Here is a 16,323-nt window from a genome sequence, read left to right as displayed (position 1 = left end):
CGAGTTACGTCTTCAATCACGCGAGTTACGGCTCCAGACACGCGAGTTACGCGTCCAATCACGTGAAGGTTTCGGCCACGTACTTCGCGGCCTCGGCGAGCAGCGCCTGGTCGTACGGAGCGTCCTTGGCCGCCTTGCTGGACATGATCGCCAGCACGATCGGCGCTTTGGCCGGCGGCCATAGGACGGCGATGTCGTTCAACGTGCCGTAGTCGCCCGTCCCGGTCTTGTCGGCAACGGTCCAGCCGGGCGGCAGGCCCGCCCGGATCCGCTCGGCGCCGGTGGCGTTGCGCTGGAGCAGATCGCGGAGGAAATCGCGTTTGTCGGCCGTCAGCGTGTCGCCCAGCACGATCTCGCGGTAGTCGGCGGCGAAAGCACGCGGAGTCGTGGTGTCGCGAAGGTCGCCCGGGGTGGCTTCGGTGATGGCCGGTTCGACCCGGTCCATCCGCGTGACGGTGTCGCCGAGGCTGCGCGTGAACGCCGTCAGCGCGGCGGGGCCGCCGAGGTCCCGCAGCAGCAGATTGCCCGCGGTGCCGTCGCTGAACCGGACGGCGGCGTCGCACAGCTGGCGGATCGTCATGCCGGTGGCGACATGCTGTCCGGTGACCGGAGCGTGTTTCATCAGGTCTTCCCGGGAGTAGCGGACCCGGGTTTCCAGATGCGACAACGGGTTGCGTTGCAAGACGGCGGCAGCCGCGACGCCTTTGAACGTCGAGCAGAACGCGAACCGCTCGTCCGCGCGATGTTCGACCGTGCTGCCGCCTTCGGTGTCGAGCGCGTACACGCCGAGCCTGGCGTCGAACTTCTTCTCCAGCTCCATCAACCGGTCGTGGAACTGCCGGGAGGGAGCAGGCGGGGGTGGCGGAGGAGGGGCCGAAGGGCTCGGAGGCGGCGTCCCACGAGTGCAGGCGCCCAGCGGCACCAGGACCGCCATCCCCAGCAACGCGCGACGGGTGACGGCCGACCCCGGCGATGTCATCGTGATCCCTCCCCCTGATCACCTCGAACATAGCAACTTCCCCACCGCCCCCGGATCGGCCAAGCGGCCGACCCGAGCGCACCCGGGAGTGTGCCTTCCCCCACTCGACCGGGCCACCATCCTGGTTACCGACCGGTAACCGGGGCTAGGGTGCGGTCAGGACTACCTCAACTTCAGGAGCATTCGTGGCCGCAGGAGCAACACCGCTCGCGCCGAACGCGCGGTCGGTACGCAATGTCGCCTTCGTCGAAGGGGTGCGAACGCCCTTCGGCAAGGCAGGCGAAAAAGGCATGTACGCCGGCACCCGTGCCGACGACCTCGTCGTCAACGCCATCCGTGAACTGCTGCGGCGGCATCCCGAGCTGCCGCCCGAACGCGTCGACGAGGTGGCGATCGCCGCCACCACCCAGATCGGGGACCAGGGCCTGACCATCGGCCGCACCGCCGCGCTGCTGGCGGGCTTGCCCAAGTCGGTGCCCGGCTTCGCGCTGGACCGCATGTGCGCGGGCGCGATGACCGCGGTCACCACGACCGCGAGCGGAATCGGCTTCGGCGCGTACGACATCGCCATCGCCGGCGGCGTCGAGCATATGGGCCGCCACCCGATGGGCGAGGGCGTCGACCCGAACCCGCGCATCATCGCCGACAAGCTCGTCGACCCGACGGCGCTCGTGATGGGCCAGACCGCGGAGAACCTGCACGACCGGTTCCCCGAGATCACCAAGCAGCGCACCGATGCCTTCGCCGCGCGCAGCCAGGAGAAGTACGCCGAAGCGGTGAAGACCGGCAAGATCGGACCCGAGCTGGTTCCGGTCGCCACCCGCTCCAAGGAATTGGGCTGGGGTCTCGCGACCGAGGACGAGCCGCCGCGTCCGGGCACCACGGTCGAGCAGCTCGCCGGGCTGAAGACGCCGTTCCGCCCGCACGGCCGGATCACCGCGGGCAACGCGGCCGGTCTCAACGACGGCGCCACCGCGGCCCTGCTCGCCGACGAGGACACCGCCCGCGAACTCGGCCTGCCGGTCGGCATGCGCCTGGTGGGCTACTCCTTCGCCGGTGTCGAACCGGAGGTCATGGGCATCGGCCCGGTGCCCGCCACCGAGAAGCTGTTCAAGCGCACCGGTCTGTCGATCGACGACATCGGCCTGTTCGAGATCAACGAGGCGTTCGCCGTCCAGGTGCTCGCTTTCCTCGACCACTTCGGCATCGCCGACGACGACCCTCGCGTCAACCAGTGGGGCGGCGCGATCGCCTGCGGTCACCCGCTCGCCTCGTCCGGTGTCCGGCTGATGACGCAGCTTTCGCGTCAGTTCGCCGAGCGCCCCGACGTGCGCTACGGCCTGACCACCATGTGCATCGGTATCGGCATGGGCGGGACCGTCATCTGGGAGAACCCGGCCTTTGAGGGGGCGAAGTAATGACTTTCACCGCTGAGCAGGCGAAAGCCGCCTTTCCCGACGAGGTCGTCACGAACGCGGTCACTCGTCTGGTGAAGGTGCCCGGCCTCGACAAGCCGGTCGCCCTGATCACCCTGGACAACGGCCACGACCACACCCGGCCGAACACCTTCGGCCCGCAGGGCCTGGTGAGCCTCGACGCCGCGATCGACACCGCCTTCGCCGCGGAACCCGCCGCGATCGCGGTCACCGGCAAGCCGTTCATCTTCGCCGTCGGCGCCGATCTTTCCGGCGTCGAAGCGGTCGCGGATCCGGCGCTGGCACGGGAGATCGCGCAGACCGGGCACGACGTGTTCCGCCGTCTCACCGAGACCGAGATCCCGACGTTCGGGTTCATCAACGGCGCGGTGATGGGCGGCGGGCTCGAACTCGCGCTCTCCTGCCACTACCGCACGCTTTCGGAGAACACCGCCGCGATCGCGTTCCCCGAGGTCTTCCTCGGCCTGTTCCCGGGCTGGGGCGGCACGCAGCTGCTGCCGAACCTGATCGGGCCGGACGCCGCGGTCACCGTGATCATCGAGAACGCGCTGGCGCAGAACAAGATGCTCAAGGTCGCGCAGGCGGCGGAGCTCGGCATCGTCGACGAGGTCTTCGGTTCGGCCGACTACCTCGAACAGTCCCTGTTGTGGCTGGCGAAGGTCGTCAACGGCGAGATCACCCCCGCCCGCCGCGAGATCGACCGCGGCGCGGGCTGGGACGCCGCCATCGCCCGCGCCAAGGCCATTGTGGACGGACGCACCAAGGGCGCCTCGCCCGGCGCGACCAAGGCCGTCGAGCTGCTGGAGCTGGCCAGGGAGAACGATCTGGACCGCGGCTACGCGGCCGAGACCGACGGGCTCGCCGAACTGCTCATGGACGACACGCTGCGTGCCGGGCTGTACTCGTTCAACCTGGTCAACAAGCGGGCCAAGCGGCCGGCGGGCGCGCCGGACAGGTCGCTGGCGCGCAAGGTGAACAAGGTCGGCATCGTCGGCGCGGGCCTGATGGCCAGCCAGATGGCGCTGCTGTTCGTCCGCCGCCTCAAGGTGCCGGTGGTGCTCACCGACGTCGACCAGGAACGCGTCGACAAGGGTGTGTCCTATGTGCACGGTGAGATCGACAAGCTGCTGGCCAAGAAGCGGGTTTCGCCGGACGGCGCGAACCGACTGAAGGCACTCGTCACCGGCTCGCTCGACAAGGCCGCGTTCGCCGACGCCGACTTCGTGATCGAAGCGGTGTTCGAGGAACTGGGCGTCAAGCAGAAGGTCTTCGCCGACCTTGAGCAGTACGTCTCCCCCGAGGCGATCCTGGCGACGAACACCTCGTCGCTGTCGATCACCGCGATGGCGTCCCAGCTCAAGCATCCGGAACGCGTGGTCGGCTTCCACTTCTTCAACCCGGTCGCGGTGATGCCGCTGCTGGAGATCGTCCGCGCGGAGAAGACCGACGACGCCGCGCTGGCCACCGCGTTCGCCCTCGGCAAGCAGCTCAAGAAGTCGAGCGTACTGGTCAAGGACGCGTCCGCGTTCGTGGTCAACCGGCTGCTGCTGCGGTTCCTCGGCGAGGTCCTGGTGACCGTCGACGAGGGCACGCCGTTCGAGGTCGCGGACAAGGCGCTCGAGCCGCTCGGCCTGCCGATGACGCCGCTGACGCTGATGCAGCTGGTCGGCCCGGCGATCGCCCTGCACGTCGGGGAGACCCTGCACGAGGCGTTCCCGGACCGGTTCACCGTCAGCGAGAACCTCGACCGCTTCGTCAAGGCGGGCAAGAAGGGTGTCTGGCACTGGGACGACAAGGGCCACGCCACCGTCGATCCCGAGGTGGCCGAACTCTGGCAGCGCGGCGACTCGCCGTCGACCTCCGAGCAGGTGCGTGACCGCGCGCTGGCGGCGATCGCCGAGGAGATCCGGATCATGCTCGACGAGGGCGTGGTCGCCGAGGCGCAGGACATCGACCTGTGCCTGATCCTCGGCGCGGGCTGGCCGTTCTGGCTGGGCGGCATCACGCCGTACCTGGACCGGGCCGGGGTGTCCGAGAAGGTCAACGGCAAGCCGTTCCTGGCGCCGGGTGTGGCGAGCGTTCCGCTCTCCTGACCTCTGCCAAAAGGCCACCGTCGGCGATCTCTTGATCGCGGGCGGTGGTCTTTTGCGTTTTTCGTGTATTTCGTGGCGAGCAACTGCGTTTTCATGAACACTGAGTGTCTGTTCGAGACGCTCGCCTCCCCGGCCATCCCCCGGGGAGACGGGCTGCGTACCGCGACGGCGACGATCGTCACACGGCGCCGCGCGTTGGCCGTCCGGACATCACCCGTTCAGCCGGGCTCTTTAGCGTGCCGCCGGTGAACAGCGAAAAGCCCGGCGTCGACCGCCGCGGATTCCTCAAGCGTGCGGGCCTCGTGTCCGCGGCGGCCGCGGGTGCGCCGCTCGCCGCCACCGCCCCGGCGGAAGCCCTCGACCTCGATCTCGACATCGATGTCAACCTGCTCTTCGGCCGGGACCGCTACCGGTGGCTGGTGGGCGATCACCACATCCACACGCAGTACTCCTACGACGCGATGTACACAGTGGACGGAGTCGCCGACGCCGCCCGCCGGCACGGTGCGGACTGGGCGGTGATCACCGATCACGGCCATGCCGCGCACGAGAAGTCCTCGGTGGAGCGGACGAACGCCGCGATCCGGACGGCACAGCGCGAGCACCGCGATCTCCTGCTGTGGCAAGGCATGGAGTGGAACGTGCCGGGCGCCGAGCACGCGACGCTGTTCTTCCAGGCGGGCGCTGACCAGGCCGCGAAACTGCGCGAGTTCGAGCGCGCCTTCGACTGGCGGCTGACCGGGACCGAAACGGGCACGCCGGACAACGAGGCACTGGCGGTCAAGGCGATCCGCTGGCTCGCCGCCGAAGAGCGGGCCCGCCGGATCCACGCGCCGGTGGTGGTGATCAACCATCCGCTGCGCAACGGCCGGATCGCCCCGCACGAGATCCGGGCGCTGCGCGACGCCGCGCCCGGCATCGTCATCGGCATGGAAGGCGCACCGGGCGCGCAGGCCGACGGCTTCCCGAAACCGCTCGGGAGCGGCGGTGGCGCGCGCGGCGGTTACGGCAACTCCCCCGGCGCCAACTCGTGGCCGGGATTCCCGGAGTCGGCCTACCGCACCTACGGCGGCTTCGACTGGAGCACCGCGACCGTCGGCGGGCTCTGGGATTCGCTGCTGGCCGAAGGAAAGCCGTGGTGGATCACCAGCAACTCCGACTCGCACTACAACCGCGGCGACACCCACGTCCGGCCCGGCGTCCCGGACGGGTACTACGACGAGCACGGCGCCTACCCGGACCCGATCGACACCGGCGTCCCGCAGACCCTGCCCCCGTACGCGGACTTCGCGCCCGCCGAGTTCAGCCGGACCGTCGTCGGAGTGTCCCGTCGAAGTCACGAAGGTGTGCTGGAAGGCCTTCGCGCGGGACGCGTCTGGGTGGTGCACGGCGGGCTCGCGCAGGAACTGGAGTTCGGCGCGTACAGCGGCTGGAACTCGGCGACGACGGGCGGCAGGCTGCGGGTCCGGCGCGGATCCGACGTCACGGTCGTCGTCTCGGCGAAACTCGCGGCCCGGCCGAACGGCGGCGGCGCGATCCCCCGGCTCGCGCGGCTCGACCTCGTTTCGGGACCGGTGACCGGCCCGGCCGCCGACCGGGACACCCAGACCGCTCCGGGCACGCGGATCGTGCGGTCGTTCGAACCGCGGTGGGCGCCGGGGCGACGGGTGGCCTTCCGGCACACCTTCCGCAACGTGCGCGAGCCGTTCTTCGTGCGGACGCGCGGCACGGACGGCAAGAAGCACGTGCCCGGCGGGATCGAGCCGAGCGCCGACGTGATCGGGCAGTCGAACCCGTTCGAAGACCTGTGGCTGTACGGGAACCCGATCTTCGTGGACGTGCGGTAAGCGTGGGGCCTCGTGAGTGGTAGGGACGGTTCTAACCGTCCCTACCACTCACGAGCCGAGGGTGTCCGGATCCGGTCCCAGCCGCTTCCCCTGCTCCAGCGTCGCGATCGCGGCGCCGTCGTGTGCGTCGAGGGCGAAGTCGAAGACGTCCATGTTCTCCTTGATCCGTTCCGGCGTGACGGATTTCGGGATCACCAGGTGGTTCATCTCGATATGCCAGCGCAGGACGACCTGCGCCGGGGTCTTGCCGTGCTTCTCCGCGATCGTGGTGATCTTCTCGTCGGCGAGCAGCTCTCCACCTCGCGCCAGCGGGCCCCACGCCTCGGTGAGGATCTCGTGCTTCTCATGGAAGTTCCGGAGCAGCGGCTGCTGCAACCACGGGTGGCATTCGATCTGGTTCACCGCGGGGACCGTCCCGGTCTCCTCGATCAGCCGCTCCAGATGCGGGATCTGGAAGTTCGAGACGCCGATCGCCTTCGCCCGGCCGTCCGAGGCGATCTTTTCCAGCGCCCGCCACGTTTCGACGTACTTGTCCTGCGACGGCAGCGGCCAGTGGATCAGGTACAGATCGACGTACTCGAGTCCGAGTTCGCTCAGGCTGGTGTCGAAGGCACGCAACGCCGAGTCGTAGCCGTGTTCGGTGTTCCACAGTTTCGTGGTGACGAACAGTTCCTCGCGGGGCAGGCCGCTGGTGCGGACGGCCTCGCCGACGCCGCGTTCGTTGGCGTACAGGGTCGCCGTGTCGATGGCGCGGTAGCCCGCCTCGATGGCGGTGCGGACCGCGCCGGCGACCTCGTCGTCGCCGATCTTGTACACCCCGAACCCGAGCTGGGGAAGGGACGTTCCGTTGTTCAGCCTCATGCTGGGGACCATCCCTGAACCGTAACCCCGGCGGCAGGTCAAGGCAGAGCGGGCAGGTGGACGGTCACCGAAAGACCGCCGCCCACAACGGGTTCCGCGGACACCGTGCCGCCGTGCGCCTGGACCGCGGCCCGCACGATCGAGAGCCCCAGACCGGCGCCGGTGCGGGCGGTCCTGGCGACGCCTGCCCGGCGGAACGGCTCGAACAGTTCGGGGACCGCGGCCGGGTCGAGCAGGCCGCCGGAAGAACGCACCCGCAGCACCGACCACTGTGGACCGGCCTGCGTGACGACATCGAGCCAGCCGCCCTCGACGTTGTGCCGCACGGCGTTCTCCAGCAGATTGCCCGCGATCCGTTCCAGCAGCGCGGGATCACCGAATATCGGCGCGCCCTGGGTCGCGAATTCGGTGCGGATACCGCGTTTCTCGGCGTCGGCCCGCACCGCCCGCCACGCGGTCGCGACGATCACCGCGAGATCGGCCGGCTCCCTGGCCACCAGTCCCGCGCCGTCCGTACGGGCGAGCAGCAGCAGCGAACCGACCAGCCGCTCGGCTCGCTCGGTCGCGTCGCGGACGACACCCGCCATCCGGCGTAATTCGGCTTCGTCGGCCTGCTCGTCGGCCAGGGTGACGTCGAGTTCGGTGCGGATGACCGCGAGCGGCGTCCGCAGTTCGTGGCTGGCGTTCGCGACGAAGTGCCGTTGGGCGTCGAACGCGGCCTGCAACCTGTCGAGCATGTCGTCGAAGGTCTCGGCAAGTTCGGCGAGTTCGTCCTTGGTGCGGACCTCGCCGATCCGCTCCCCCATCGATTCGATCGACAGACGCCGCGCCGTCCCGGTGATCTCACGCAGCGGCTGCAGGACCCGCGCGGTGAACGTCCACGCGAGGATCCCCGCCGCCAGCACGACGAAACAGAACGCGGCCGCACCGAACAGCAGCATCCGATTCCGGGCGTACACCCGCAGATGCTCGGTGACGGCGGAAGCGTCGACCTCGACGCCGTCGACCCGCACCGTGGTGCCCGGCGGCAACTGCGGAACCGCGGAAACCGCGTCGCCGACCAGATTCCAGGTCAGCCAGAGCAACAGGAGGCTGACCAGCGCCACCAGCCCGGTCGCGAGCAACGTGACCCGCGCGCGGAGGCTGCGGGCACCGGACAGGTTCACCCGCGTGCGGTCCCCTGCTCCGGCACCCGGTAGCCGGAGCCGACGACGGTCTCGATGATGCCCGGCTCGCCGAGCTTCTTGCGCAGTGTCATCACCGTGACCCGGACGGTGGTGGTGAACGGGTCGGCGTTCTCGTCCCACACGCGTTCGAGCAGTTCCTCGCTGCTGACCACCGAACCGGCGGCCGACAGCAGCACCTCAAGAACACCGAACTCCTTGCGGGTCAGCTCGACCGGACCGCTCGCGCGGCGGACGGTCCGCCTCGCCGGATCCAGTTCGACGTCGCCCGAAGTCAGCAGCGGCGGCGCGGCCGGGGTCGCGCGGCGGCCCAGCGCCCGCACCCGCGCGACGAGTTCGGGGAAGGCGAACGGCTTGGCGAGATAGTCGTCGGCGCCGAGGGAAAGCCCGTCGACGCGGTCCGAAACGGAACTGCTCGCGGTGAGCATCAGCACGCGGGTCAGCTCGCCGGACGCGACGATCTCGCGACACAGGTCGTCACCGGACATACCGGGCAGGTCGCGGTCGAGCAGCACGACATCATACCGGGTGACGGCGGCCTTCTCGTGCCCGTCGTCACCGGTGAGCGCGATGTCCACCGCCATCCCCTCGCGCCGCAGGCCGCGTGCGATCGCGTCGGCGAGGGGTTCTTCGTCTTCGACTACCAGAATTCGCACGACCCTACGTTGCCACATTTACCTGAGAGTGACCTGATTGGACCAACCGGCGGTGACCGTTCGGTGCCGGTGGTCGTGAGTGGCGATTCGGGTTAGAACCCGAATCGCCACTCACGACCACCTGTACCGACGCCTTACCCTCACCCCCACCTCAACGCGAACCACAGGCGCATCCGGACCTCCGGATCCGCCAGGTCCACGCCCAGCGCCCGTTCGATCTGCCCGATCCGGTGCCGGACGCTGTTGCGGTGCACGCCGAGTTCGGCGGCCGTCCGGTCCCAGCCGCCGTGGTGCGCGAGCCAGGTCCGCAGCGTGTCGACCAGTTCGCGGTCGCCCTTCCGGTCCAGTTCGCGCAGCGGCGCCAGCGCTTGGGCGGCGAACCCGGCCGCCGCGTCCGGGGCGATCAGCGCGTCCAGGCCGAGCCCGGACGCCTCCGCCACCACCGGCCGTTCCAGCGCGGCGGCCCGCCGCAGCAGCGACTCCACTTCGGCGCGCGCCTCGGGGAGCCGATCGGGCGGGACGGGCGAACCCACGACGGCGAGCCACCCGTCGGCACGGAGCCGGTCGAGGTCGCCGATCTCCGGCGCCTCGCGGACGATCGCGGTGAAGCGTGGCCCGGGCAGCAGCCGCACGAGCGGGGTGTCGAGCCGGGCGCGCAGCCAGTCGTAGCGCGCGGCGACCTCGTTCGGCCCTCGGCGGTAAGCGATCCCGGCGACCAGGCGCCGGTCGTCCCCGCCGACCACGTCGGTCTCGCCCAGCAGCAACGCCGTGGCGGTGGCACCCAGTCCGGCCGCGTCCGAACCCGCGCGGCCCACCAGCCCGAGCAGCGCCGCCCCGACCGACAGGATCGAGCGGTCCGCGCCGTCGAATCGTTCGACGCGGCCGACCACGACCAGATGTGACGCCGTCGCCTGCGGGTACACCGGTTGCGCGACGACATGCGTGCCGTCGGCCAGTTCCGTCGTCGCGCTGCGGATTCCCCGGCCCGCCCGCAGCGTGGCGACCAGTTCCCGGACCTCGTCCGGCAGCGGGGACGGCGCGCCGTGGTCGGCGGCGAGGACGTCACCGACACCGACCAGCGCCACCCACGCCCGCAGCCGCCCGGCCAGCGCGCTCGCGAGTTCGCCGAGCCCGTCACCCGCGGCCCTGGTCAGCGCCTCGCGCGCGGCCGCGATCCGCCGCTGTTCCCGCTGCCCCGCCTCGGCGAGCGCGACCGACACCGCGCGGCTGATCGCCAGGAACGGCGTCCGCGGCTGGACGACGAGCAGCGGCAGCCCGTGCCGCGCGCAAGCCGACCGCAGTGCCGGCGGCAAAGTCTCGTGGGTGCCCGGCGTCAGCCCGAAGCCGAGCGCGGAGATCCCGCTGTCGGCCAGCCGCCGGACGTAGCGGTCGACCTCGGACGGCTCCACCGGAAGGTTCACGCCCGCGGTGAGCAGCAGTTCCGCCCCGAGCAGGTACGGCGCGGGATCCCGCAGCTCGCTGACGTGCGCCCAGCGCACCGGGGCGTCGAGCGCGTCCGGGCGCAGTGTCTCCCCGACCGGGTCGAGTGCCAGTTCCGGGTTGCCGACCACGGCCCGTAACGGGACATTCACATCCGAGTCGAACGGATCGCGGCTTTGGGTCATTTCATCCTCGATTTCCGACGCAGTGGATGAATCATCCCATGTCGTTCAAGGAGCGAACGAACCTACGGTGGCCCGAACGAAGCGAACCGCCCAAGGCAAGGAGGACACCGTGGCCGGTGACTACGCGGTGATCGCGCTCTACATAGCGGGCATGATCGGGGTCGGCTGGTTCGGCCTGCGGCTGGCCAAGACCAAATCCGACTACCTGGTCGCGGGCCGCCGCCTCGGCTGGTTCATGTACTCGGGCACGATGTCCGCGGTCGTCCTCGGCGGCGCTTCGACGGTCGGCGGCGTGAAACTCGGCTACACCTACGGCATCTCCGGCGCCTGGCTCGTGATCGCGATCGGCGTCGGCATCCTGGTCCTGCACACGCTGTTCGCGCGGCGGCTGGTGAAGCTGCGCGTCTACACCGTCGGAGAGATGCTCGACCTGCGCTACGGCGGCTCCACGAGCGCCATCTCCGGCGTCGTCATGTGGGCGTACACGCTGATGCTGACCGTCACTTCGACGCTGGCCTTCGCCACCATCTTCAAGGTCCTGTTCAACGTGCCGAGCTGGGCCGGGATCGCCATCGGCGGGTCGATCGTGGTGCTCTACTCGGTGCTCGGCGGCATGTGGTCGATCACGCTGACCGACATCGTCCAGTTCGTCATCAAGACCATCGGCATCCTCTTCATCCTGTTGCCGGTCTCGATCGTCTCGGCGGGCGGCTTCGACGGGATGGCCGCGCGGCTGGACGAGAGCTACTTCGAACTCACCGCCATCGGCGGCGACACGATCCTCACCTACTTCCTCATCTACAGCTTCGGCCTGCTGATCGGCCAGGACATCTGGCAGCGCGTGTTCACCGCGAGGACGCCGGGCATCGCCACCGGTGGCGGCGTCATCTCCGGTGTCTACTGCCTGGTCTACGGCCTCGCCGGCGCGCTGATCGGCACCGCGGCCAAGACGCTGTACCCGAACCTCGCCAGCGCGCAGGACGCGTTCGCGACCATCGTCGAGCAGCAACTGCCCGCCGGGATCCGCGGTCTCGTGCTCGCGGCGGCGTTGTCGGCGATGATGTCGACCGCCAGCGGCGCGCTCATCGCCTGCTCCACGGTCAGCACTTCGGATCTGCTTTCCAAGCTGGGTCTCAAGAAGGCCGTCAACGAGGTCACCAGGAACCGCGTCACCACCCTGATCCTCGGCATCGTCGCGATCGGCATCGCGATGGTCGTGGACGACGTCGTCAACGCGCTGACCATCGCCTACGACATCCTCGTCGGCGGGCTGCTCGTCGCGATCATCGGCGGGCTGGCCTGGAAACGCGGCACTCGTCAGGGCGCGCTCGCGTCGATGGTCGTCGGTACCGTCGTGGTCATCGCGTTCATGTTCGTCGACGGCGTCGAGGCCAACAGCCCGATCTACTGGGGTCTCGGCTCCAGTCTGGCGGTGTACCTGCTGGTCAGCTTCCTCACCCCGCGTACCTCCGACGAGATCCTCACCGTGTGGACCCGCCGTCTGAACGGCAGCGCGGTCGCCGAAGAAGAAGAGGCGAAACTCGCCGCTTCGAAGTCCTGAAACCCTTACACCCCAAGAAGGAGACACAGTGCCTGAGCAGAGCCCGATCGGCCCCGTCGACTCGTCCAAGGTGCCCCGGTTCGCCGGTTTCGCGACCTTCGCGAGGCTGCCGCGGATCGATCAGGTCGAGCGTGCCGATGTCGCCGTCGTCGGCGTGCCGTTCGACGCCGGGGTGTCCTACCGCCCCGGCGCGCGGTTCGGCCCCGCCGCGCTCCGTGAGGCCAGCAGGCTCCTTCGCCCGTATCACCCGGAACTCGACGTCTCGCCGTTCGCCGAAACACAGGTGGTCGACGCCGGCGACATCGCGCTCAACCCGTTCAACATCGGCGAGGCGATCGAGACCCTGCAGGACGCGGCCGAGGCGCTGACCGCGAACGGGACGCGGCTGGTGACCGTCGGCGGCGACCACACGATCGCGCTGCCGCTGCTGCGGGCGGCGGCGAAGAAGCACGGACCGGTGGCGCTGCTGCATTTCGACGCGCACCTCGACACCTGGGACACCTACTTCGGCGAGCCGTACACCCACGGCACCCCGTTCCGGCGGGCGTCCGAGGAAGGCATCCTCGACACCGAAGCGCTGTCCCACGTCGGCACGCGCGGCCCGCTGTACGGCAAGCGGGATCTGGAAGAGGACCGCCGCCTCGGATTCGGCATCGTCACCTCCGGCGACGTCATGCGCCGCGGGGTCGCCGAGACCGTCGACGCGCTGCGCCAGCGCATCGGCGGCCGTCCGCTCTACATCTCCGTCGACATCGACGTGCTCGACCCCGCGCACGCGCCGGGCACCGGCACCCCCGAAGCGGGTGGCATGACCAGCCGTGAACTGCTGGAGATCCTGCGCGGGCTGCGGGACTGCAACCTCGTCGGCGCGGATGTGGTGGAGCTCGCCCCGGCTTACGATCACGCCGAGATCACCGCCATCGCGGCCTCCCACGTCGCCTACGACCTGGTGAGCCTGCTCAGCCTGGGAAAGAGCGAATGACACAACGGATAGGCGGCGACGTCGTCGTCGAGACCCTCCGCGCGCTCGGCGCCGACACCGTGTTCGGCCTGCCTGGCCAGCACGCGCTCGGCGTGTTCGAAGCACTGCGGCGCACGGACGACCTGCGCGTGATCAGCTCGCGGGTGGAGAACAACCTGGCGTTCGCGGCCGACGGGCACGCCCGTGCCCGGCTCGCGACGGACCCCGAAGGCCCGGTCCCGGTGACCCCGATGATCGTGTCGACCGGACCCGGCGCGCTGCTGACTTTGGCCTCACTGCAGGAATCCCGGGCGGCTTCGGTACCGGTGCTCGGCATCTCCAGCCAGATCCCGGTCGCCGGGCTCGGCGGCGGACGGCACGGGTACCTGCACGAACTGCCCGATCAGCAGGCCAGTTTCCGAGACGTCGTGAAGTCGGTGCACGTGGTGCGCACCGTCAGCCAGATCCCGACGGCGCTGTGCGAGGCCTGGGAATCGGCGGCGACCGCGCCGTACGGCCCGGTGTGGGTCGAGATCCCGCAGGACATCCTGCTGGCACCGACGGAGCTGCCGCGGATCACTTCGGTGACCGCGCAGCCCGCTCCGCTCGCGCCGTTGCCGGAGCTCGTCACCGAGGCCGCGGATCTCCTTGGCACGGCGAAGAATCCGGTGATCCTGGCCGGTGGTGGCGCACTGCGCTCGGGTGCACGGGCGGAATTGAAGGCGCTCGCGGAGGCACTGCGCGCGCCGGTGGTGTCGACGTTCGGCGGCAAGGGTGTCTTCGGCTGGGACCACGAGCTTTCCGGGCAGTCGTGGGTCGAAGACTGGCACAGCACCGAGTTCCTCTCGGCCGCGGATGTGCTGCTCGTCCTCGGTTCCGGGCTCGGCGAACTGTCCAGCAACTACCGCGAGTTCGCCCCGCGCGGCCGGATGATCCAGGTCGAGGCCGATCTCGGGAAGCTGGAGTCGAACTACCCGGCGCTGGGTATCCACGCCGACGTCCGCCTTGTCCTGCAAGGACTTCTGGAGCAGGTGCCGTTCCGCCGGTCCGACGGTGCCGCCGAAGCCGCGGTGGCGGATCTGCTGGCCAAGGTGCGCGAACGCCTCGACGCCCAGCCTCTGGAGGTCGAGCGCAAGCTGATCGAAGACATCCGCGCGGCGCTGCCCGAGGGCACGCAGACGTTCTGGGACATGACGATCGCGGCCTACTGGGCCTGGTCTGCGTGGAATCCCGATGGCGCGCCGATCCACACCGCGCAGGGCGCCGGCGGGCTCGGCTACGGCTTTCCCGGCGCGCTCGGCGGTGCTGTCGCCACCGGCGGACCGGTGCTCGCGGTGTCCGGCGACGGCGGCGCGATGTACGGGATCGCGGAACTGGCAACCGCGGTCCAGCACGAACTGGACGTCACGTGGCTGGTCATCGACGACGGCGGCTACGGCATCCTGCGCGAATACCTGACCGGCGCCTTCGGCCAGTCCACCGCCACCGAACTAGCACGGCCGGATTTCGCCGCGCTGGCGCGCTCTTTCGGCGTCAGCGCGACGGTGTCCTCTTTGGACAGCATCGGGAAGGACCTCGCCGACGCGCTGGGCACGCCAGGGCCGTCCGTGGTCGTCCTCCCCGCCCTGCTGAAGATGTTCGAGCCGACCCACCTGGAGAAGAAATGACTCAGGTCCTCAATTTCGTCGACGGCGCCGAGGTACCGGCGTCGGGCTCGCGGACACTCGACCTGGTGGACCCCGCCACCGGCGAGGTCTTCGGCACCAGCGTCCTGTCCGAGCAGTCCGATGTGGACGCCGCGCTGGCCGCCGCCGAGCGGGCGTTCAAGGTGTGGCGCAAGAGCACTCCCGCCCAGCGTCAGCTCGCCCTGCTGAAGATCGCCGACGCGGTCGAGGCACGCGCGGAGGAATTCGCCGAACTGGAGATCCGTGAGACCGGCAAGATCCGGTCCGTCGTGCTGAACGAGGAGATCCCGGAGTGCGTCAGCGCGCTGCGGTTCTTCGCCGGTGCCGCACGGCAACTCGAAGGCACCGCGTCCGGGGAATACCTGCCGGGACATTCTTCGGCGATCCGGCGTGAACCGGTCGGCGTCTGCGCGCAGATCGCGCCGTGGAACTACCCGCTGATGATGGGCGTCTGGAAGATCGCCCCGGCGCTGGCCGCCGGGAACACCGTCGTGTTGAAGCCCGCCGAGACCACGCCGTCGACCGCCGTACTGCTGGCAGAGGTCGCGGCGGAGTTCCTGCCGCAGGGTGCGTTCAACGTGCTGTGCGGCGACCGTGACACCGGCCGCGCGCTGGTGAAGCACCCGATCACCGAGTTGGTCTCGATCACCGGGTCGACTCGCGCGGGCATCGACGTCGCCACCGTCGCGGCCGCCGACCTCAAACGCACGCACCTGGAACTCGGCGGGAACGCGCCGCTGCTGGTATTCGGTGACGTGAACCTCACCGAGGCGGCAGAGGGCATCGTCGGCGCGGCGTTCTACAACGCCGGTCAGGACTGCACCGCGGGCAGCCGGGTGCTGGTGGACGCGGCGATCCACGACGAGTTCGTCGCGGAACTCACCAAGGCCGCCGCCGCGCAGGCCCCCGGCCGGGACTTCGGTCCGCTCAACAGCGAGGCGCAGTTCGGCCGGGTGCGCGGTCTCGTCGAGCGATTGCCGTCGCACGCCCGCGTGGAGACCGGCGGCGTCCCGGCCGGTGACCGCGGTTTCTTCTTCTCCCCCACCGTGGTCTCGGGTTTGAAGCAGGACGACGAGATCGTTCAGGAGGAGATCTTCGGCCCGGTGATCACCGTCCAGTCCTTTGTGGACGAGGACGAAGCGGTGCGCCTGGCCAACGGCGTCCCGTACGGGCTGGCGTCGTCGATCTGGACCAACGACCTGGCACGCGCGACCCGCGTTTCGGGTGAACTCGACTTCGGCTGCGTCTGGGTCAACACCCACGGGCCGCTGGTCTCGGAAATGCCCCATGGCGGCTTCGGGCACTCGGGCCACGGGAAGGACCTCTCGTCCTACTCCTTCGCCGAGTACACCCGCGTCAAGCACGTCATGACCCGCTTCGCCTGACCGCGATTCGGCACCTGGTCGCGGTAGTTCGCGACGCCAACGATCGCAAG

Annotated in this window: 12 protein-coding genes; 7 read left to right on the top strand and 5 right to left on the bottom strand. The window is 69.7% G+C overall.

The window, feature by feature from the left end; translation table 11 throughout:
* Positions 1 to 58 precede the first annotated feature (58 nt).
* Positions 59 to 979, bottom strand: coding sequence for a class A beta-lactamase (gene bla, locus DL990_RS10480; protein ID WP_125798556.1), 921 nt, complete (start codon positions 977 to 979; stop codon positions 59 to 61).
* Positions 980 to 1,164: 185 nt separating this feature from the next.
* On the opposite strand from bla, the gene DL990_RS10475 reads away from it, so the two are divergent.
* From DL990_RS10475 to DL990_RS10465, 3 genes are all read left to right on the top strand, one after another.
* A complete protein-coding gene (locus DL990_RS10475) occupies positions 1,165 to 2,397 on the top strand; it encodes a thiolase family protein (RefSeq protein ID WP_125780304.1) in 1,233 nt (410 codons plus the stop codon).
* Entirely contained in the window at positions 2,397 to 4,508 is a 2,112-nt protein-coding gene (locus tag DL990_RS10470) for a 3-hydroxyacyl-CoA dehydrogenase NAD-binding domain-containing protein (protein ID WP_125798555.1), read from the top strand. Before DL990_RS10475 ends, DL990_RS10470 begins: the two co-directional genes overlap by 1 nt.
* Before the next feature lie 245 nt (positions 4,509 to 4,753).
* Positions 4,754 to 6,355, top strand: a complete 1,602-nt coding sequence (locus DL990_RS10465) for a PHP domain-containing protein (protein ID WP_125798554.1) — start codon at positions 4,754 to 4,756, stop codon at positions 6,353 to 6,355.
* 48 nt (positions 6,356 to 6,403) lie between these two features.
* On the opposite strand, the gene DL990_RS10460 is transcribed toward DL990_RS10465, so the two are convergent.
* The 4 genes from DL990_RS10460 to DL990_RS10440 all read right to left on the bottom strand — a co-directional run bounded on the left by DL990_RS10460 (position 6,404) and on the right by DL990_RS10440 (position 10,681).
* Positions 6,404 to 7,228, bottom strand: a complete 825-nt coding sequence (locus DL990_RS10460; protein WP_125798553.1) for an aldo/keto reductase — start codon at positions 7,226 to 7,228, stop codon at positions 6,404 to 6,406.
* 26 nt (positions 7,229 to 7,254) lie between these two features.
* Positions 7,255 to 8,382, bottom strand: coding sequence for a cell wall metabolism sensor histidine kinase WalK (locus DL990_RS10455; protein ID WP_125798552.1), 1,128 nt, complete (start codon positions 8,380 to 8,382; stop codon positions 7,255 to 7,257).
* Positions 8,379 to 9,056 (bottom strand): response regulator transcription factor, encoded by a 678-nt coding sequence (locus DL990_RS10450; protein WP_007033550.1) that lies wholly within the window; start codon positions 9,054 to 9,056, stop codon positions 8,379 to 8,381. The genes DL990_RS10455 and DL990_RS10450 overlap by 4 nt, the downstream gene beginning before the upstream one ends.
* A 140-nt stretch (positions 9,057 to 9,196) precedes the next feature.
* Entirely contained in the window at positions 9,197 to 10,681 is a 1,485-nt protein-coding gene (locus tag DL990_RS10440; protein ID WP_199746300.1) for a PucR family transcriptional regulator, read from the bottom strand.
* 109 nt (positions 10,682 to 10,790) lie between these two features.
* Between DL990_RS10440 and DL990_RS10435 the strand changes: the two genes are divergently transcribed.
* From DL990_RS10435 to DL990_RS10420, 4 genes are read left to right on the top strand one after another with little or no spacing between them, the layout of a single operon-like run.
* Positions 10,791 to 12,242: a sodium:solute symporter gene (locus DL990_RS10435; protein ID WP_125780291.1), complete on the top strand. Its 1,452-nt coding sequence runs from the start codon at positions 10,791 to 10,793 to the stop codon at positions 12,240 to 12,242.
* Between the two features lie 28 nt (positions 12,243 to 12,270).
* Positions 12,271 to 13,224, top strand: a complete 954-nt coding sequence (gene speB / locus DL990_RS10430; protein WP_199746299.1) for an agmatinase — start codon at positions 12,271 to 12,273, stop codon at positions 13,222 to 13,224.
* Complete coding sequence (locus tag DL990_RS10425; RefSeq protein ID WP_125798550.1) at positions 13,221 to 14,870, top strand: thiamine pyrophosphate-binding protein; 1,650 nt, start codon at positions 13,221 to 13,223, stop codon at positions 14,868 to 14,870. Before speB ends, DL990_RS10425 begins: the two co-directional genes overlap by 4 nt.
* Positions 14,867 to 16,273: an aminobutyraldehyde dehydrogenase gene (locus tag DL990_RS10420; protein ID WP_125798549.1), complete on the top strand. Its 1,407-nt coding sequence runs from the start codon at positions 14,867 to 14,869 to the stop codon at positions 16,271 to 16,273. The genes DL990_RS10425 and DL990_RS10420 overlap by 4 nt, the downstream gene beginning before the upstream one ends.
* Positions 16,274 to 16,323: the final 50 nt, after the last annotated feature.

The organism is Amycolatopsis sp. WAC 01416 (assembly GCF_003947485.1).
GTDB lineage: Bacteria > Actinomycetota > Actinomycetes > Mycobacteriales > Pseudonocardiaceae > Amycolatopsis.
This window is presented reverse-complemented; position numbering and strand designations above follow the sequence as displayed.

Bases quoted from the DNA above. Each gene is read 5' to 3' on its own strand.
- DL990_RS10460 (WP_125798553.1), bottom strand. From the start codon at position 7,228: ATGGTCCCCAGCATGAGGCTGAACAACGGAACGTCCCTTCCCCAGCTC.
- DL990_RS10425 (WP_125798550.1), top strand. From the start codon at position 13,221: ATGACACAACGGATAGGCGGCGACGTCGTCGTCGAGACCCTCCGCGCG.
- bla (WP_125798556.1), bottom strand. From the start codon at position 979: ATGACATCGCCGGGGTCGGCCGTCACCCGTCGCGCGTTGCTGGGGATG.
- DL990_RS10470 (WP_125798555.1), top strand. From the start codon at position 2,397: ATGACTTTCACCGCTGAGCAGGCGAAAGCCGCCTTTCCCGACGAGGTC.
- DL990_RS10440 (WP_199746300.1), bottom strand. From the start codon at position 10,681: ATGACCCAAAGCCGCGATCCGTTCGACTCGGATGTGAATGTCCCGTTA.
- DL990_RS10420 (WP_125798549.1), top strand. From the start codon at position 14,867: ATGACTCAGGTCCTCAATTTCGTCGACGGCGCCGAGGTACCGGCGTCG.